Genomic DNA, 16,669 nt, shown 5'->3' with positions numbered 1-16,669 from the left:
ATACCGGTCCTTCGAGCGCGACTGCTGAACCAATTGTGGTTTGTCCGTTCCGTCCGGGATTCGAAACGAGGCCGTTCGAGTCGTCCACCCGGCTCACGATCGCCACCCGTTCTCCGTTAGCGGTATTCCCGGTTATTCTTTTTATAGCCGGCAGTCGATAGACCAGCGTATGGACGTTCGAACCGCCTTTTTCGTCCTGTTGCTCGCGATTTTCGGCGTCATCAGTATGCTACTTCTGTTTCCGCTCTTGCAGTACGTGGTTGCTGCCGCACTCGTGGCGTTCGTTCTCTACCCCGTCCATGAGACGCTGTCCGGGTTCCGGATCGACGTCGGCGTCGTCGAGTTGACGGTCGGCCCTCGAATCTCCGCCGGATTCCTCACGATAGTTACCCTCGTCACCGCCATCTTTCCCCTGCTTATCCTCTCGGTGATCCTTTTTCAGACCGTGCGTTCGTTCGTTGCGGAACTCGATGAATCTCTCCTTCTGGACCGACTACGGGCAGTTGCACACGATCTCGGTGTCGAAGAGGAACTACTCGGGAGCGTCGAACAGTATCTGCTGTCCGAAGTCGATCGCCACGCCGATCGGGGCCTCGAAATGGTGGTCCAGGAACTACTCCGGTTGGTGAATGTGAGTCTCCAAATGGGGGTGGGTCTGCTGGTGCTCATTTTCTTACTGTATTATTTCCTCGTCGATGGACGGACGCTCATCGAATGGATCGGTGACGTCGCTCCGCTCGACGACGACGTTCGCGAACAGTTATACGGGGAGATCCATCGCGTCACGTGGGCCGTGATCAAAAGTCACGTCCTTATCGCACTGATCGAAGGGATACTGGGCGGTATCGGCCTGTATCTACTCGGTATTTCGAACGTCGTATTCTGGGCCGTCGTCATGGTTATCATGTCGATTCTCCCTCTAATCGGTATCTGGTTGATCTGGGGCCCTGCAGTCGTACACTTCCTGGTGATCGGCGAACCGTTCAATGCAATACTGCTGTTTAGTTACGGGATCGTCGTTCTCGCGGCGGTCGATGACTATTTGCGGGCCATTCTGGTCGATCGAGATACGGGCGTTCATCCGGCCGTCGTTCTGATCGGCGTCATTGGTGGCATCTATCTCCTCGGAATCATCGGGCTATTCGTCGGCCCCGTCCTGCTGGCCGTATTCAAAGCCGGACTCAACGTCTTCGCCGACCTCTATCGTGTTTCCGATGGTGATCTCGAGCGCTATCCGCCGTCCTAATGCAGGCACCGAGGCGGTACGTGCGTCAAAAGTCCCTGTTCCGATCACAAATACGTCGTCGGAGAGTCGGTGAACTGCTTTCGCGATTCGTCACTTTCGAAGTAGTAGATCGATTCGTCGTGGACCGTACAGTAGTCCGCATCCTTCACGGTGATATCGGCTCCCGTCACCGGATCCTCGACGACACGGTCACCGGGGGCTCCCCGCCGTCCTCGCACGAGTAGGGCGACGAATCCGAGACCGATCAGCAGGAACAACACGTTCAGTATCGTCACCGGGTTGAAGCCACCGATCGTCATTCCCTCACCCGGCTCCGTTATGCCGGGATCCGGAAGCAGTCCAAGCACTGCAAACAGGTAATAAATGATGAATCCGGTCATCGCCATCGAGACGAACAGGATGATCGACAATCGATTTCCGATCGTCTTTCCAAAGATTTTGCGATAGATCCGAATCAGCTGCGGAACGATCAGATCAGCATAGAGGAACGCGATCACACCTGCAAACGCAAAGCCCGATCCCCACAGTACCGCCGCCAGCGGGACGTTTCCGATCGAGCCGACGAAGGTGGCCAGAGAGATGAGTGGGCCCAGAACGCTGTTGTATGCGATTTGGCTGACTCCTTCACCCCCGCCCTCAAAGAGGAGCGTCCAGACGGTCTGTGGGACCGCGGCTCCGACGAGACCCGCCAACAGAAACCCGATCGCGAGTTCCTTCCAAAGCATCTTGAGGTCCTTTTTCGTCTGGTTTGCGGCTTCGACCCAACCGTTCCAGGAGGTGATCTTCTCCTGCCACGACGTCGTGTGCATATCGGGGTTCTGCTCGAACAGTTCCTTGCAGCCCTCCGAACAGAAGTAGAGCGTCTCGTTTTTGTGGGAGACGGGGATCCCGTTTTCGCGGTTAATTCGCATCTTACAGACCGGATCGGTGACGACCGGTTGCTCCGCTTTGGTGAGTCGCTCCCTGACTCGCTGTGCTTCCTCGGAGGGGATCGTAAGGTGCACGAGCGTGATCGCGATAAGGATGAACACGGGTGCACCGACCGCCTGTGCGACGGCGAATTCCCAGCCCAACAGCGCCCAGATGACGAAGGTGAGTCCGATCACGAAGTTCGTCGAGGCGATCAGGAACGCGACGGACGGGATCAGGTGGGCTCCCTTTTTGAATAGCGTTTTCGTCGCCGCGATATCCCCGAACGAACAGGAGGTCGAGGCAGCGCCAAAGCCCATCGCATAGAGTATCGATCTCGGACTGGCATCACCCATGTAATTGACCATCCCCTCCTTGGAGACGAACGCCTGGATCGCTCCCGAGAGCATGAATCCCAACAGGAGCGCCCACAGTGCCTGCCACAGGAAGTCCCCTGCGAGAACGAGCCCTTCGACGAGTGTGTTCAGCACCGAGGAGACCATACTTGTATTATTCGCTCTCGGCGATTAATGCAGTTTTCATTACAAATAATCGCCTTGTTGTGGCTTGAAACGATTTGTTCGAAAGTATTTACTATTAATATTTTAGATCATAAACTACTAAAATTAAATAACGATCTCCGAAAGAACCTCGACCGTATCTTATATTCGAATGTGAGATCCGTATTAGACATCGTATATCAAAAGAGAGGGTGGGATTCAATGGGCGGATAACAAGGGCAATCGCATTAAATCGTGACCCCGTATTCTACAGGAGAGACGGAAGTCTCGGAGGAACATATATGCCAGAGAAGACGGACGACACACGACTCGTCACGATCGTTTTCATCATCATCGGTGCGTTCGTCATTTTCCCGATGTTCTTCATGGGCTTCGGGATGATGGGATACGGACCGATGATGGGCGGAATGTGGGGAAGCGGGATGTGGAGTGATGGAACGATGTCCGGTTGGGTGGTCCTGATGGGCGTCGTGATGCAACTTCTGTTCCTCGCTGCGATCGTCGGGGTTGGCTACCTCATCTACCGGGCGATCACGAGGAGTGACGCCGACTCGGATCAGGCGCTCGAAGAACTCCGCCTTGCGTACGCTCGTGGCGATCTCACGGAGGAAGAATACGAACAGCGGCGGACAGCACTCGAACGGGACTCGTGAGCGGAGGCCGTAGTCGGTGGAACGCCGACCGTTCTCGCCGTTTTCTCGGGAGCTACCGATCCGTGATTTCCTCCCGGTGAGCGCGGACGAACGCCCGCCGAAGGACGGTCAGGAGGACGTACGTCTCGTACTTCTGGGTCCGGCAGTGTTCGCAGGGTTGCATCTCCGCGACGATCTCCTCGATCGAGTCCTCGTACTCGTCGGTGAGCGTGGCAAGTGCGTCCGTAATCTGGGGCTCGACGGCGTCGATCATCTCCGCTATCGCGGGGTCGGCCGAGTCCGGGAGCGAATACGAGAGGACGATCGTGTTCGCGTGATAATACTTCGTCGTGCCACCACGTCCTTCCTCGAAGCGAACGACGTCCACGAGGTCGGCATCCCGCAACTCGTTGATGTGGTGCCGAACGGTGTTTTCCGTTCGATCGATCCCGCGGTCCGCGAGGCAGTCGTGAACCTCGCTGGCGGTGCGTGCCTCGTCGGCCAGAATGTCGAGAATCATCGCTCGCATCGGTTCGTCTATCGCGTCGGAGATCCGCGTATCCCGGACTGCGATGTCGTCGAGACGATGGTCGGGATCGGAGGCGTTCATACGCGAATTGTGGAGTGCGCGCACGAAAAGGTAGGGGATGGCAACGTATCGAACTCGCTTGAGTCAACTGGTTGGTTCCGTTTCCCTCGCGCACGGCGAAAGCGTTAGACGACCCGTTTGACTGTTCCAACAACACGTATCCATTCATAAACATATCATCTAAAAAATACTTATTGGGGTACGGGCGGTATCTCAAATCGTAATGAACGAAACGACCCAACTCCGCGTGATGGACTTCGACTGCCCCAGTTGTGCAAGCACCGTCGAACGTGCCCTATCGAACGTCGAGGGCGTCGAAGACGTCGAGGTTCACTACTCGACCGGTCGCGTCGAAATCGACTACGATGACAGCCTCGCGGACCCCGACGCGTTCGCACGGACCATCGAGAATCAGGGGTACACCCCCCAACCGGCATAGACGACCATGGATAGTCACTCGATCACACAGTACTACCGGATCCATCGGACGGCCATCGTCGCAGCGACGAGTGGTCTCCTCTACGGTTGGGGGTGGAGCCTCGGCTATTTCACGGGCCTCCACACGGCAAGTGCGGCGATCCTGATCCTCGCCGCGATCGTCGGGGGCTACGACATCGCCAAGACGGCCTACTACGAGGTCACGAACCGGACGCTCGGTATCAAGACGCTGGTGACGTTGGCAGCTATCGGTGCCATCGCGATCGGCGAGTACTGGGAGGCCGCCGCCGTCGTCTTCCTGTTCAGTCTCGGAAGCTACCTGGAAGGACGGACGATGCGCAAAACGCGCACCGCTCTCCAGGAACTCCTGGAGATGGCACCCGACACGGCCACCGTTCGTCGTGACGGCGAACACCAGGAAGTGCCAGCTCGCGAGGTCGAGGAGGGAGAACTCGTCATCATCAAACCGGGAGAGAAAATTCCGGTCGACGGTGACGTCGCCGACGGCGAAAGCGCCGTCAATCAAGCGCCCGTCACCGGCGAGAGCGCCCCCGTCTACAAGACCGAGGGCGACGAAGTCTACGCGGGCACGGTCAACCAGGAGGGTGCACTCGAAGTGCACACGACTGGAGCGGGATCGGATACGACCCTCGAACGGATCATCCGCCGCGTCGAGGAAGCCCAGGAAGCTCAATCCCCGACGGAGAGCCTCATCGATCGGTTCGCGAAGTACTACACGCCGGGCGTGCTCGCGTTGGCCATCGGTGCGTACGCCGTTACCCAGAACGCGATATTGTCCCTGACGCTGCTGGTGATCGGTTGTCCCGGCGCCCTCGTTATTGGTCCGCCGGTCAGTATCGTCTCGGCTATCGGAAACGCCGCCCGCTCGGGCGTCCTGATGAAGGGCGGCGAACACCTCGAACGGGCCGGCAAGATCGACCTCGTCGCCTTCGATAAGACGGGCACGCTCACCAACGGTGAGACGACCGTCGCCGACGTCAAGGGATTCGGTATCGACGACGGCGAGGCACTGAAACTCGCGGCGATCGCCGAAAAGAAGAGCGAACACCACCTCGCCGACGCCATCATCGGAGCGGCTCACGAGCGCCCGGCAGCAGCCGCCGACGGCGGCACGAAGGCCATTCACGAATCCGACATGGACACGACTGCCAGTGACGCGGGAGCGCAGTCGATCCCCGACCCGGACGACTTCGACGTGATCGCCGGAAAGGGGATCGTTGCCCAGTACGATGACCGGGAAGTCGTCGTCGGGAATCGGGCGCTGCTGGACGAGCGTGCCATCGACATCCCCGAACCCGTCGGGGAGTACGTCCGTGAGCGCGAGGAGCATGGCGAGACGGCCGTCCACGTCGTTCGGGATGGAACCGTCGTCGGCGTGATCGCCATGCGTGATGAACTCCGCGAGGTCGCGCCCGGCGTCATCGCGGAGTTGCAAAGTGCCGGCATCGAGACGGTGATGCTCACCGGTGACAACGAGCGTACGGCCGCCGCCGTCGCCAAGGAGGTCGGCATCGACGAGTACCGCGCCGAACTCCTCCCCGAGGACAAACAAGTCGTCATCGAAGGGGTTCAGGATGACGGACACGTGGTGGCGATGGTGGGGGATGGCATCAACGACGCGCCCTCGCTGGCTACGGCCGACGTCGGCATCGCGATGGGTGCTGCAGGGACCGACACCGCCATCGAAACCGCGGACATGGCGCTGATGGCCGACGACCTCGAACGTATCCCTTATGCGGTCACCCTAAGCAAGGCGACCCGATGGAACGTCCTCGAGAACGTCGGCCTCGCGGTGTTGACCGTGACCGTGCTACTCGTGGGCGTGCTCACGAACTACGTCACCCTCGCCTCCGGAATGTTGGTCCACGAGGCCAGCGTCCTCGCCGTCATCCTCAACGGGATGCGGCTGCTCCGGTACTGATCCCAACGACCCCGTTAGAACTCCAATGAGCAAACCATCACCCAACGCTGACCGGACGAACTGGAGTATCGTGTACGAAAACGCCGAGCCGATTCATATTCGAGATCCCGTCGCTGAAGCGCTGACGGTTCTGGAACCGGGAGCCCCGTTCGTCATCACCTACGCGGACGTGTTGAAAGTCGCCGGCCACTCGTGTCCCACCGCCTCGGGCGCCTACCGAATCGCCCAACTCGGGCTGGACGCACTGTATCCCGATGGACACCCCGTTCGCGGGGATATCGAAGTCATTGCAGGCGGGCCGAAAACGGATCCGACCTATGGCGTGACGTCACGGATCATCTCGTACGTGACGGGGGCAGCCGAAGACGACGGGTTCGGTGGGCTCGCCGGGAGCTACGGTGACCGCCGCGACCTCTTGGCGTTCGACGGCTTCGACCCAGCCAGTTCGGATCCAACGTTCCGCTTCCGGCGGACTGACACGGATGAGACCGTCGAGGTGGCCTACCACGTGAGCGATATCCCGGACGGTGGATCGGCAATGGGATATCTCCAACGGATACTCGACGGGTCGGCAAGCGACGACCAGCGGGATGCCTTTGGGGAGGCCTGGCATGGCCGCATTCGGATCATCCTCACCGACGATTCCCTGTTCACCGTCGAAACGGTCCCGACCGAGTGACACCGTCGTCGTAGCTGACGCCGACAGTTCCTCCACCGAGACCACGTCTGCGCCCGTCCTGTGATGTCCGGTAGCTCGTTCGATGGCGGTCGGATCAGTTTCACGGCGGCCGGATCAGTTCCCCGGCGGCTGTCAGGGGACAGAACTGAACTCGTCGAACAGACCGATAACGCGCTGTTCGATCTCATCCCGGATCCCGCGTACCCGGTCGAACTCCTTCCCGTCCGGATCCTCGAGCGCCCACTCACGGACGTCGACGTCCGCTCCAACGTCGCCGACGTCGAGCGTCGAACAGCCCATGGTAGCGACGTAGTCACAGGATCGCAGTTCCGCCGGTGTGATCTCTCGTGGCGTCCGATCGGAGAGATCGAACCCCGCTTCGTTCATCACTTCGAGTACCACCTCGTGGACGTGGTCGACCGGATGCGTCCCGCCGGTCAGGATCTCGACGCGGTCTTCGAGGCCGCGTCGATCGCGTTCACGCTCCGCGAAAGCCGTCGACATCTGGGAGCGCCCGGCGTTCTGAACGCACACAAACGCAACACGGATCGGGTCATCGACCATCAGTTCTCACCCCGTGTTTCGTCGTTCAGCCCCGTCTCCATATCGTGCGGCCGAACTGCAGTCGGCGATCGACAGAATGTGGATGGTCGCATCGAGTTGTGCTGGGAGTTCGAAGCCGGGGCGTGCGGCGGCTTCGGCGGGTCGCGTCCGTCGGTCGGGATCAAAATCGTGTCGAAGGTCATTGTGGATCAGTCGTCCTCCGTCGGGGGGTGGCTCACTCGTTCGTCGAGGCTACCGGTCGTGTATCCGGCCCAGTCATAGCGTCGCTGGAGGTACAGCGCGACGTTTACCAGCGCGAGCAGGACGGGAACCTCGATGAGTGGCCCCACGACCGTTGTGAACGCGACCCCGGAGCCGACCCCGAACACCGCGACTGCGACGGCGATCGCGAGTTCGAAGTTGTTCGAGGCAGCGGTAAAGCCGATGGCGGTAGTCGTCGAGTAGTCGGCGCCGATCCCCCGACCCATCCCGAAGCTCACGAAGAACATCACGACGAAGTAGATCGTCAGGGGGACGGCGATAAGCAGGACGTCACTGGGCTGGCCGACGATCCGCTCTCCTTGCATCGCGAACATCACGATCACGGTGAAAAGCAGCGCGATCAGGGTGAGCGGGCTGATCGTCGGCTCGAAGGTTTCCTCGTACCACTCGACGCCTTTCGTCCGCGTGCCGACGAACCGCGAGAGAATGCCGGCCGCGAACGGAATCCCGAGGAAGATGGCGATGGCCTCAAACACCTGCATTGGCGTGATGTCGAACATCTCGATGCCGGCGACGAGCGTCTCCATGCCTACAAGTGGCGGAAGGAACAGCGCGAAAAACCAGACATACACCCCGTAGGTGAGGATCTGGAAGACGCTGTTGAACGCGACCAACCCGGCAGCGTACTCCGAGGAGCCGTCCGCGAGTTCGTTCCAGACGAGCACCATCGCGATACAGCGGGCCATCCCGATGAACACGAGCCCGAGGAAGAACTCGGGTCGAGCCGGCAGCCCCGGAACGAGACCGCTGAAGAACACGACCGCCAGACCGAACATCAGCGTCGGTCCGATCAGCCAGTTCTGGGCGAGGCTCAGCCCCAGCACCCGGACGTTTTTGAACACCGTCGGGAGCTGGCCGTAGTTGACCTTCGCCAGCGGCGGGTACATCATCAGGATGAGCCCGATCTCGACGAGATACAAGTCCTGGATCGGCCGGGTAACCGACGGCGCGATATAGCCGAGACCGATGCCGACGGCCATCGCACTGACGATCCAGACGGTCAGATACTTGTCGAGGAAATCCATCGACCGCGGGTCCCCACAGTTCGGACAGTCGCAGGTCGGACCGTGTTCACGTTCGACGTTACTCATCACTCACGGTCCCTTCGAGGACGGTCACGAGCGCCACCGCGCGGTTGGTCGCGCGGTATTTCTTCCAGCGGCCGTCTTTCCGGCCGTCGACGAGACCCGCATCGACGAGCGTCGAGAGGGCATGACTGAGGCCGCTTTCGGTGACGTCGACGACCGCGTTCAGCTCACAGACGCACAATTCCTCCTGTGCTGCGACGAGGACACGAACGAGCGTGTAGCGCGTCTCGTTCGCGAGCGCCGAAACAACGCCGAGTTCGGCATCCACGTGGGCTGCTCGAAGTGTTGTTTCGAGCGTGCCGAGTTCGTCAAGCCGACGATCGACGTCCTCGGTTCGACACTCTCCCAATTCCGAATCGAGGTAGCGTCGAAGTCGCTCCGTTGTGTGTGACATCGAGATTTATTTGAACAGAACATCAATTAATGGTTTCGGTGAAAAGGCCACTTAGCGGTTGGTAGCCCTATATAGGCTATAATTCGGATTCCGAGAAGAGTAAAAAGAACCATACTTGAATAATTTCTAAACTCAGATATGGGATCTGACGCAGTGGGCGACTCACGGCCAGGTCGGGCGAGCGAGACCAGCCGAAAACAGCGTGACGGAGCGAAGTTTATCGGTGGGGTCGGGAAGAAAAGCCACGACTCGGATCTCCTCTTCATCGAAGGGCAACTTCCGGATGACGGTGAGCGGATCGCTAGCGATGAGTCCCCTGCTCGTCAACTCGAATTCTGCTTACGAAACCTCGAAACGGAACTGGATCGGCACGGCAAAAAGACGGACGATGTGCTACAGGTGACGCTCTATCTCGCGGATATGGACGCCTACGAGTCGGTGAATGAAACCTACGAGCAGTACTTCGAGGGGACGTATCCGGCACGCACAACGGTTGGCGTCTGTGAACTCCTCGGCGGCGCCGCAGTAACCATCGACGCCGTCGTCGCTATCGAGTGATATCCGTGGCCAGATCGCGGTGACTGGCCGGATCGTGCGTGCAGAGGAGGTGTCCAGGAATCGGCGACTCGACGCGGATGGATCGATATCAGTCCCTATCGGTCGCCGCCGGAGACCGTTCCGAATCGGACGGTTCGTTCAGGTAATATCCCGCGACGGCGGCGAAAAGACTCGCGAGGGCGAGCACGCCAAGCGCCACCCCGAAGGAACCGGTGACGTCGTGCAACAGACCGATCAGGAACGGCCCCATGAATCCGCCGATCTCTCCGACGGTGAAGATGAGCCCGGTCGCGACTGCGGTGAGATGCGGACCGATACCGTCCATTTCGATCGGGATCGCCCGGATCAGCGGTGAGAGCCCGCCGATAACGAACGCACCGACGAGAACGAGCGAGAATACGAGTGTCGGAACCGTATTCGCGACGATCAGTCCGACCATACCGGCCGCACCCGCGAGTCCACAGCCGATGATCGGCAGTCGTCGGGTCGCAAATCGATCCGAGAGGACGGGAATGCCGAGAATTCCAAGCACCCGAATGAGGATAAACAGGCTCGTCAGCGTTCCTGCAAGCGCTGGTGTCATGCCACGTGCCTCGAGGATCGTGGGGAGCCAGTTCGAGAGACCGTGAGTTATGAACAGTCGCATCGTGCCGATAACGACGAGAAGCAGCAGGCCGTAATGGGTAACCACGCGAACGAGATCGTTTCGCATCGACGCCAGCGAGAAGGACTGGTCGTCGGCCGAGTCGGGGAACCACTCGATGCGTCCCCACAGGTACCAGGAGACGACGGACCAGACCGCCGCGAACCCGGCAACGACCACGCCGGTATAAACGAAGAACGGACGCCAGCCCCCGGCGAGTGGTCCGACAAGCGGGCGCGCGACGGCGAAGACGGTAGCGCTTCCGAGCGTCGAGCCGACGATGTACACTGACGACATCGTCCCCGACCGTTCGGGCGGGAAGAGTTCCGAAACAAGCTTGGGCAGCCCGAACGTGATGGCGGTTCCGCCGACGCCAAGAAGCAGGGTGGAAAGGAGGATGGTCGTGAACCCGGCTGAAAGTCCCCGACCGATGTGGGCGCTCCCGATCACGAAAAGCCCGACTCCGAGGGACGTTCGTGACCCCAGTCGGTCGATCACGAGTCCGGAGACGAGCGCCAGGGGAATATAGCTGAGTTGGACGGCACCAGTAACGACGCCGGCCTGTGTGCTGGACAGTCCCAGCTCTTCGACGATCGGAACGAGGTACGCGGCGAGTGAGAACCACGAAAACATGAACAGAAAGTAGCCGAGGCTGGCAAGCCCGAGTAGAATATACGACTCGATCGAGATCCGTCGGTCCGACACGATTCGTATTGCGGGATAGAACCGTCCAGCTACATGAGTTTACGTGACTTCACCTGGTGCCTCGTGAGGATACCCGATCAGCGTTCGTCGAATGGCCGACCTGCGGTCCGCCCGTCGAGATCGGCGTCCTCGACCGCCTCAATCGCTGGCTTCACGAGATCGACGCTGGAGGTCGCGGTTCCTCCCGTCCCTCCAGTTCGTCTCCCTGGTGGCTCTTCATCTCGTCTTCGTGGGTAGGGAGATATGCAGTTACTTCGTCGTCGTCGATCTCGCCGAGAAGACGAGCCAGGACGTCCGTCGCGGCTGGCGAGTAAAGCGGCTTGTTGTCGTTGCCACAGCGATCGTCCATCGTGCACGCCGGACAGCCACCCACCCGACCGCAGGGACAATCCACGATCAAGTCGTGAGCTCGCTTTGCGACCGCTTCGAACTCGTCGTAGATACTTCGGGAGAATCCGAGTCCGCCTTCGATCCCGTCGTAGATGAACCAGCCACTCGTCTCCGGATCCTCCGGGAGTCGATTGGTGGCGAGTCCCCCCAGATCGTCGGCGTCGACTCGTAACTCGAGTGGAGAGACGGCGATCATCGCATGTTCGACGGCGTGAATGCCGCCGAGATAGCCGTGCAGCCGTGACGGAAGGTCCACACACTCGGGGTTATGGTAGTCGCTGTGTTTGTTGTACATCGCTCGTTCGAAATCGTCGGGAACTTCCGCCCAGCACAGTTGCGTTCGCATTTCGAGTGGCGGGAGGTCCGTTTCAAGACCGATCTCACGCACGTCACCCGAGTCCAACTCGCGTTTGAGGTAGGTACTGTAGTGGATGGAGACCGTCCCATACCCCCAGTTGAGCTTGAAGGAGCCGACGTCACGTGATTCGCGACTGTCGGTATCGTAGATGTGGACCTGGCCCTGTGACTGCGTGTAGTACCCGACGTCGACCTGCTCGAGTTCGATATACGGTTGTGGGAGATCCTCGCGAAGGTCGGTCACCTGGTATTGGGCCCCCTGATAGAGAACGGTCGCTCCCTCGTGATAATCCCGATAGGCCCGATCACGACCGATCGGCTGGTGATCGATCGTGTCATCGCCCGCAAGTCGGACGTCGAAGGTGTTCCCACCGGAGGCGTACAGGCTGATGTCGTCCTGTGGGCGGTCGCGGTGTGCGTACATGACCCCTCCCGCAAGTGATCCGTCGAGATCGCCCATTCGATGTCCATACTCAACGGCCCGCTCTAACCGCTCTTCTCCACCGAACCGGTCTGCATCCGATCGAGTGAGCGGTAATTCCTGGGCTGCACAGTTGATATGTTGGAGGTAGACGGGATTGTTCTCCAGATCGACGACGGCGCTCTCGTGGTCCTCTTCAAGAACGTATTCCGGGTGATGGAGGATATACTGATCGAGTGTCGAATGGCTCGGAACGAACACGGACAGTGCATCCCGCGTGTCACGCCCCGACCGGCCCAGCCGCTGCCAAAACGATTGACGAGAACCGGGATACCCCATCAACACGGTTCCATCAACGCCACCGACGTTGATTCCGACCTCCAGCGCGCTCGTGGTGGCGACGCCGTCGAGAATGCCTTTTTTGAGACGGTGTTCGGTAGATCGACGTGATTTCTTGCCGTGACCTGCGTTGTAGGCTTCGAGATCCGTCGCTCCGGGTGCCGATAGATCCGTGCTCCGCAAAAACGAGGTTGCACGATCCACGGCCAACTCCGTGAGCTTCCGCGATCCACAAAACAGGAGGGATTGGACGTCGTTGTGACACAGGTGCGCCCAGACCTCGGGGGCTTCGACGCTCGCCGGACGCTTGGTTAGTGGAGCCGGATCGATATCGGCACCTCGCTCGCCGGACGCTTCGTTCCCACTCATCGGCGGATCCCAGAACACGAGATCCCGACGCCCGCTCGGCGAGCCATCGTCGTCGACGACCGTTGCGGGCTCACCGGTCAGTGCACGAGCATGATCGGAGGGATTCCCGATCGTCGCGGTCGTCAGGACGTACTGTGGATCGCCACCGTACCAATCGATGATTCGCCGGGCGCGCCGAAGGATCCAGGCAACGTGCATCCCGCTGAGCCCCGTCCACATATGGGCTTCGTCGATCACGACCAGCGAACAGTTCGAATGGAAATCCGCCCAGAGGTGATGGCTCTCGAGGTACTGGTTCAACCCGACGAAATTGGTGATGACGACGGTGGCGTTCTCACGGATTCGCGATTTCGCTTCGGATTTCGTGTCGCCGTCGTAGACGCCGATCGTGATATCGAGCCCGAGGGTGTTGCGAAGGAGGTCGTTGAGTTCCCGTTCCTGATCCCGACTGAGTGCTTTCGTGGGGTACACGATCAACGCCCGAGTATCCGGATCGGCGAGATACTGGCGGGCGATGTGAAGGGCATAGACGTACGTCTTTCCGGAGGCGGTACTCGTTGCAACGCAGACGTTTTCATCGTTCGCGAGCGCGTCGAGTGCCTCCGCCTGGTGGCACCAGGGATCGAACTCGAGTTTCCTCGCGAGTTCCGGTGGAAGCGTCCCACTCGCGGGGACGCATCGTTCGTCTCGTGCCGGAAGCTCGAACCGGTCGTGAATTTGCCCCTGATATCGGCTATTCGGATACGTCGTTTCGAGGTCCGCTCCCGTTACTGCGAGGACGTCAGTTTCGATGTCATCTATCGGCATGTTCAAAAGTCCAATAATCCGGTTTGAGTGGTCGTTCCGTCCGTCGGTACATCGGCGCGTTCACGCCCCGGTGTCGCCTCGACGATCGCATCGTAGACCGCTGCGAGTTCACGGACATCCGCCTCACAGTACGCTCGCGCTGCGTTCCAGTCCACCTCCCCGGCCCGATCCGGCGACTGGAGTACACGTTGAACGGTGCGGGCGAGGGTTTTGCCGTCGACGGCTGCTGCAGTCGCATCGCGATCGCGACCCACTGCCTCGGCGACGTCCTCGAGCCGGTTCGTCCGCCCCGGGAGAATCGCGTTCCCCTTCCGCACCGCCCAGTCGTAGAGGTCGTATTCGAATACGGACTCTCCCCAGTACTCCGAGTAGTCGGACGCGTAACCGGCGATGAATCGGCTGAGGTGTTTGTAGTCGAACTGGTGGCCGTTCCACGTGATGAGCGACGGTCGCTCATACTCGGAAGCGAGCCAGGAAACGAAGTCTCGTGTCGCGTGTCCCGGTTCATCGTGTGATGGAGTTGTATCGACGAAATCCGTGTACTCGTCACGTGTCGGGTCGTACACTCCGATGAGCCAGATGATCGTCGGACTCAACCCATCCGTCTCGATATCGACGAACAACGGTGTATACTCCCCAGCGGGGACGGATGCGTCGGTCTGCCGGATGACACGTCCCTCAGCCAGTGCGCGGGCACTCCCTCGTATCGTCCGCGCCGTCGACTTCCCCACGCCGCGTATCGTCCGGAGTTCCGCTTCGGCCGTCCGAGCGATGTCCGACCGCGTCTCATACCCGTTCTCCTTGAGTCGGTGTGCCATCGTGGTCCCGACCCCGGTCACTGCCTGAAGGCCGAATCGGTCGGACGGGACGGACGTGACCGCGACTCGCCCCTCCGCGTCACAACTGAGACACGCGATCTCAGGAGCACCCGAACGGCGAAGGGGGGCGATACCTCGAACCGGTAGTCTGACCGTGGTTCCGTCCGGGGTTGCCCGCCAGACGTAGTCGTAACTCGCCTCCAGCGAACCGGAGAGGTATGTCGTCGCTCCCTCCGTCCGGGCTTGATGGCGAGCAATATCGTCGAGGCCGTCGAGTGCCGCATCCATCGAGACGGCGTCGGGCGTCATCTCCAGATCATCAGCGGCGACGAAATCAACGGGGTCGGGAACGGCGTCGCCGGCGGTCGATGCCCCATCGATGAAATCGGTAGCCGGAATAAACGCGAAAGACACGTCGCCAACCGTCTCCGTCCGTATCGTGTCCGGGCCGTTTCGAGAATGGATGACCGGCTGGTCGCAGTGGCGTCGGATCCGCGTCACCACCCGCATATTCGTCTTCTCGCGAACGATGTAGACGAGATCCGGGTCGAAATAGTCCACCAGGTCCACGATCGCGTCGCTCGATCGTCCTGCGAGCGCATCGCATCGAAGCGCGAGGAGTCGCGCACCGTGGCCGGCGCTCATATAACGTGGGAATCGAGGGTCCAGTATAAGCTTTCGTCCGTGGACAGTGACGGAGTTACCGTTCGCTCACTCCGAGACTGGAATCATCCTCCGGTCGCCAAAGAGAGCGAGCGTAACGGGAGCGCGCCATGGGTTCAAGATGGACCGCACCCTAAAGACGGATAAGATGGAACTCGTCACGGTCGCTGCGGTGGCAGCAAACGGCGTGATCGGGCGCGATGGAGAGCTCCCGTGGCCAAGTATTCCAGCGGATAGACGGCAGTATCGGGACCGGATCGCGGACTCGCCCGTGATTCTGGGACGGGTTACGTTCGACGCGATGCGTGAGGACCTCCCGGGAACCGCGCAGATCGTATTGAGTCGTTCCGAGCGTGAGTATGACGTTGCGTCGGCCTCTCACGCCTCGAACGTCGATGAGGCAATCACGGCAGTCGAATCCCTCGAAGCGGATCGGGGCTACGTGATCGGTGGGGCAGTCATCTACGGCCTCTTTCATCCCGTCGTCGACCGGATGGTGCTGAGTCGAATCCCGGGCACGTACGACGGGGACGCATACTTCCCCGAGTGGCAGACTGCGAACTGGAACCGAATCGATCAGGTATCCTACGAGGAGTTTACTCTCGAGGAGTGGGTTCGAACCCCCGAATGAGCCGGGAGGTCCTTTGACACGTCGATACGTTCTGCGTCAAACGCCTCGATAGCACGTGGGACACGGCGAATGCTTCGGGAGTTGGCCCCGAGGTTTATTGACACCTAGTGACCCTGTCTTCCCACGATGGTTTCAAACACCCGGCTATACGGTGCGTCGATAGCCTTCGTATCGGGACTGTACTCACTATGGAGTGCATCCATGGCGTCACAACTGGTGACGAGCAGTTGGCTCATGGGCGTGCTCGGAGTCATCGTACTCGTCCACGGTGGTATCCTTCTGACGGACTACGCGGAGCGACTCGACAGTGTCAGTGGTCCGCTCATGATCGCCTATGCGGTGGTGATGCTCCTCAATCAGATGCTCCTCGGAACGGGACTGATGGCTGACGGCAGCGGAATGGGAATGAGCACGGGAATGGGCGGGAGTGCGATGACGACCGGAATGGGCTGGGATGCAGGAATGGTCGCCCTTGCGATCCTCATGCTCGGTAGCGGGCTCATCATGACTCGCGATGGGAATTCGGCTCCCGGTACCGAGCGGATGTGATCGAATGCCGTCGTCCGGCGTCGTCTGAGCGTTCACAATGTCCTCGTCGACGGAGTCCCTCCCATCTCTCAACGATCCCGCGTTCGGTCGACACGATATCGTGGCGACCACGAATAGTCCCACGGCCATTACCGTGGAGTATCTCCGAGTTTCATA

At 60.1% G+C, this 16,669-nt stretch carries 16 protein-coding genes; 8 read left to right on the top strand and 8 right to left on the bottom strand.

The annotated features are described in order from the left end of the window. Positions 1 to 169 precede the first annotated feature (169 nt). Complete coding sequence (locus ACERIT_RS12800) at positions 170 to 1,246, top strand: AI-2E family transporter (RefSeq protein ID WP_373675254.1); 1,077 nt, start codon at positions 170 to 172, stop codon at positions 1,244 to 1,246. Between the two features lie 44 nt (positions 1,247 to 1,290). Here ACERIT_RS12800 and ACERIT_RS12795 read toward each other — a convergent pair whose 3' ends face one another. Beyond that, positions 1,291 to 2,658, bottom strand: coding sequence for a permease (locus ACERIT_RS12795; protein WP_373675253.1), 1,368 nt, complete (start codon positions 2,656 to 2,658; stop codon positions 1,291 to 1,293). A gap of 299 nt (positions 2,659 to 2,957) precedes the next feature. On the opposite strand from ACERIT_RS12795, the gene ACERIT_RS12790 reads away from it, so the two are divergent. Then, positions 2,958 to 3,329, top strand: a complete 372-nt coding sequence (locus ACERIT_RS12790) for an SHOCT domain-containing protein (protein ID WP_373675252.1) — start codon at positions 2,958 to 2,960, stop codon at positions 3,327 to 3,329. 52 nt (positions 3,330 to 3,381) lie between these two features. Here ACERIT_RS12790 and ACERIT_RS12785 read toward each other — a convergent pair whose 3' ends face one another. Beyond that, on the bottom strand, positions 3,382 to 3,918 hold the full coding sequence (locus ACERIT_RS12785) for an ArsR/SmtB family transcription factor (RefSeq protein WP_373675251.1): 537 nt from the start codon (positions 3,916 to 3,918) through the stop codon (positions 3,382 to 3,384). A gap of 202 nt (positions 3,919 to 4,120) precedes the next feature. On the opposite strand from ACERIT_RS12785, the gene ACERIT_RS12780 reads away from it, so the two are divergent. The 3 genes from ACERIT_RS12780 to ACERIT_RS12770 are packed head-to-tail and all read left to right on the top strand — an operon-like array spanning position 4,121 to position 6,956. Beyond that, positions 4,121 to 4,336, top strand: coding sequence for a heavy-metal-associated domain-containing protein (locus tag ACERIT_RS12780; protein ID WP_373675250.1), 216 nt, complete (start codon positions 4,121 to 4,123; stop codon positions 4,334 to 4,336). A gap of 6 nt (positions 4,337 to 4,342) precedes the next feature. Beyond that, complete coding sequence (locus ACERIT_RS12775; protein ID WP_373675249.1) at positions 4,343 to 6,277, top strand: heavy metal translocating P-type ATPase; 1,935 nt, start codon at positions 4,343 to 4,345, stop codon at positions 6,275 to 6,277. A gap of 25 nt (positions 6,278 to 6,302) precedes the next feature. Next, a complete protein-coding gene (locus tag ACERIT_RS12770) occupies positions 6,303 to 6,956 on the top strand; it encodes a hypothetical protein (RefSeq protein WP_373675248.1) in 654 nt (217 codons plus the stop codon). A gap of 132 nt (positions 6,957 to 7,088) precedes the next feature. Here ACERIT_RS12770 and ACERIT_RS12765 read toward each other — a convergent pair whose 3' ends face one another. From ACERIT_RS12765 to ACERIT_RS12755, 3 genes are all read right to left on the bottom strand, one after another. After that, on the bottom strand, positions 7,089 to 7,520 hold the full coding sequence (locus ACERIT_RS12765) for a low molecular weight phosphatase family protein (protein ID WP_373675247.1): 432 nt from the start codon (positions 7,518 to 7,520) through the stop codon (positions 7,089 to 7,091). 188 nt (positions 7,521 to 7,708) lie between these two features. Next, positions 7,709 to 8,872: an ACR3 family arsenite efflux transporter gene (gene arsB, locus ACERIT_RS12760; protein ID WP_373675246.1), complete on the bottom strand. Its 1,164-nt coding sequence runs from the start codon at positions 8,870 to 8,872 to the stop codon at positions 7,709 to 7,711. Beyond that, positions 8,865 to 9,263: an ArsR/SmtB family transcription factor gene (locus tag ACERIT_RS12755; protein WP_373675245.1), complete on the bottom strand. Its 399-nt coding sequence runs from the start codon at positions 9,261 to 9,263 to the stop codon at positions 8,865 to 8,867. The genes arsB and ACERIT_RS12755 overlap by 8 nt, the downstream gene beginning before the upstream one ends. Before the next feature lie 138 nt (positions 9,264 to 9,401). Here ACERIT_RS12755 and ACERIT_RS12750 point away from each other — a divergent pair, with 138 nt between their 5' ends. Continuing rightward, positions 9,402 to 9,821: a RidA family protein gene (locus tag ACERIT_RS12750; protein ID WP_373675244.1), complete on the top strand. Its 420-nt coding sequence runs from the start codon at positions 9,402 to 9,404 to the stop codon at positions 9,819 to 9,821. Between the two features lie 88 nt (positions 9,822 to 9,909). On the opposite strand, the gene ACERIT_RS12745 is transcribed toward ACERIT_RS12750, so the two are convergent. The 3 genes from ACERIT_RS12745 to ACERIT_RS12735 all read right to left on the bottom strand — a co-directional run bounded on the left by ACERIT_RS12745 (position 9,910) and on the right by ACERIT_RS12735 (position 15,315). After that, positions 9,910 to 11,169 carry a CynX/NimT family MFS transporter gene (locus tag ACERIT_RS12745; RefSeq protein WP_373675243.1) on the bottom strand — a complete coding sequence of 420 codons (1,260 nt, stop codon included), beginning with the start codon at positions 11,167 to 11,169 and terminating at the stop codon, positions 9,910 to 9,912. Between the two features lie 151 nt (positions 11,170 to 11,320). Then, complete coding sequence (locus ACERIT_RS12740) at positions 11,321 to 13,852, bottom strand: DEAD/DEAH box helicase (RefSeq protein WP_373675242.1); 2,532 nt, start codon at positions 13,850 to 13,852, stop codon at positions 11,321 to 11,323. A 2-nt stretch (positions 13,853 to 13,854) separates the two neighbouring features. Then, positions 13,855 to 15,315, bottom strand: a complete 1,461-nt coding sequence (locus tag ACERIT_RS12735) for a ribonuclease H-like domain-containing protein (RefSeq protein ID WP_373675241.1) — start codon at positions 15,313 to 15,315, stop codon at positions 13,855 to 13,857. 166 nt (positions 15,316 to 15,481) lie between these two features. Here ACERIT_RS12735 and ACERIT_RS12730 point away from each other — a divergent pair, with 166 nt between their 5' ends. Beyond that, a complete protein-coding gene (locus ACERIT_RS12730) occupies positions 15,482 to 15,964 on the top strand; it encodes a dihydrofolate reductase (RefSeq protein WP_373675285.1) in 483 nt (160 codons plus the stop codon). Between the two features lie 201 nt (positions 15,965 to 16,165). Then, entirely contained in the window at positions 16,166 to 16,513 is a 348-nt protein-coding gene (locus ACERIT_RS12725; RefSeq protein WP_373675240.1) for a hypothetical protein, read from the top strand. Positions 16,514 to 16,669: the final 156 nt, after the last annotated feature.

The sequence above is a fragment of the Halopenitus sp. H-Gu1 genome (genome assembly GCF_041821145.1).
Taxonomy (GTDB): domain Archaea; phylum Halobacteriota; class Halobacteria; order Halobacteriales; family Haloferacaceae; genus Halopenitus.
This window is presented reverse-complemented; position numbering and strand designations above follow the sequence as displayed.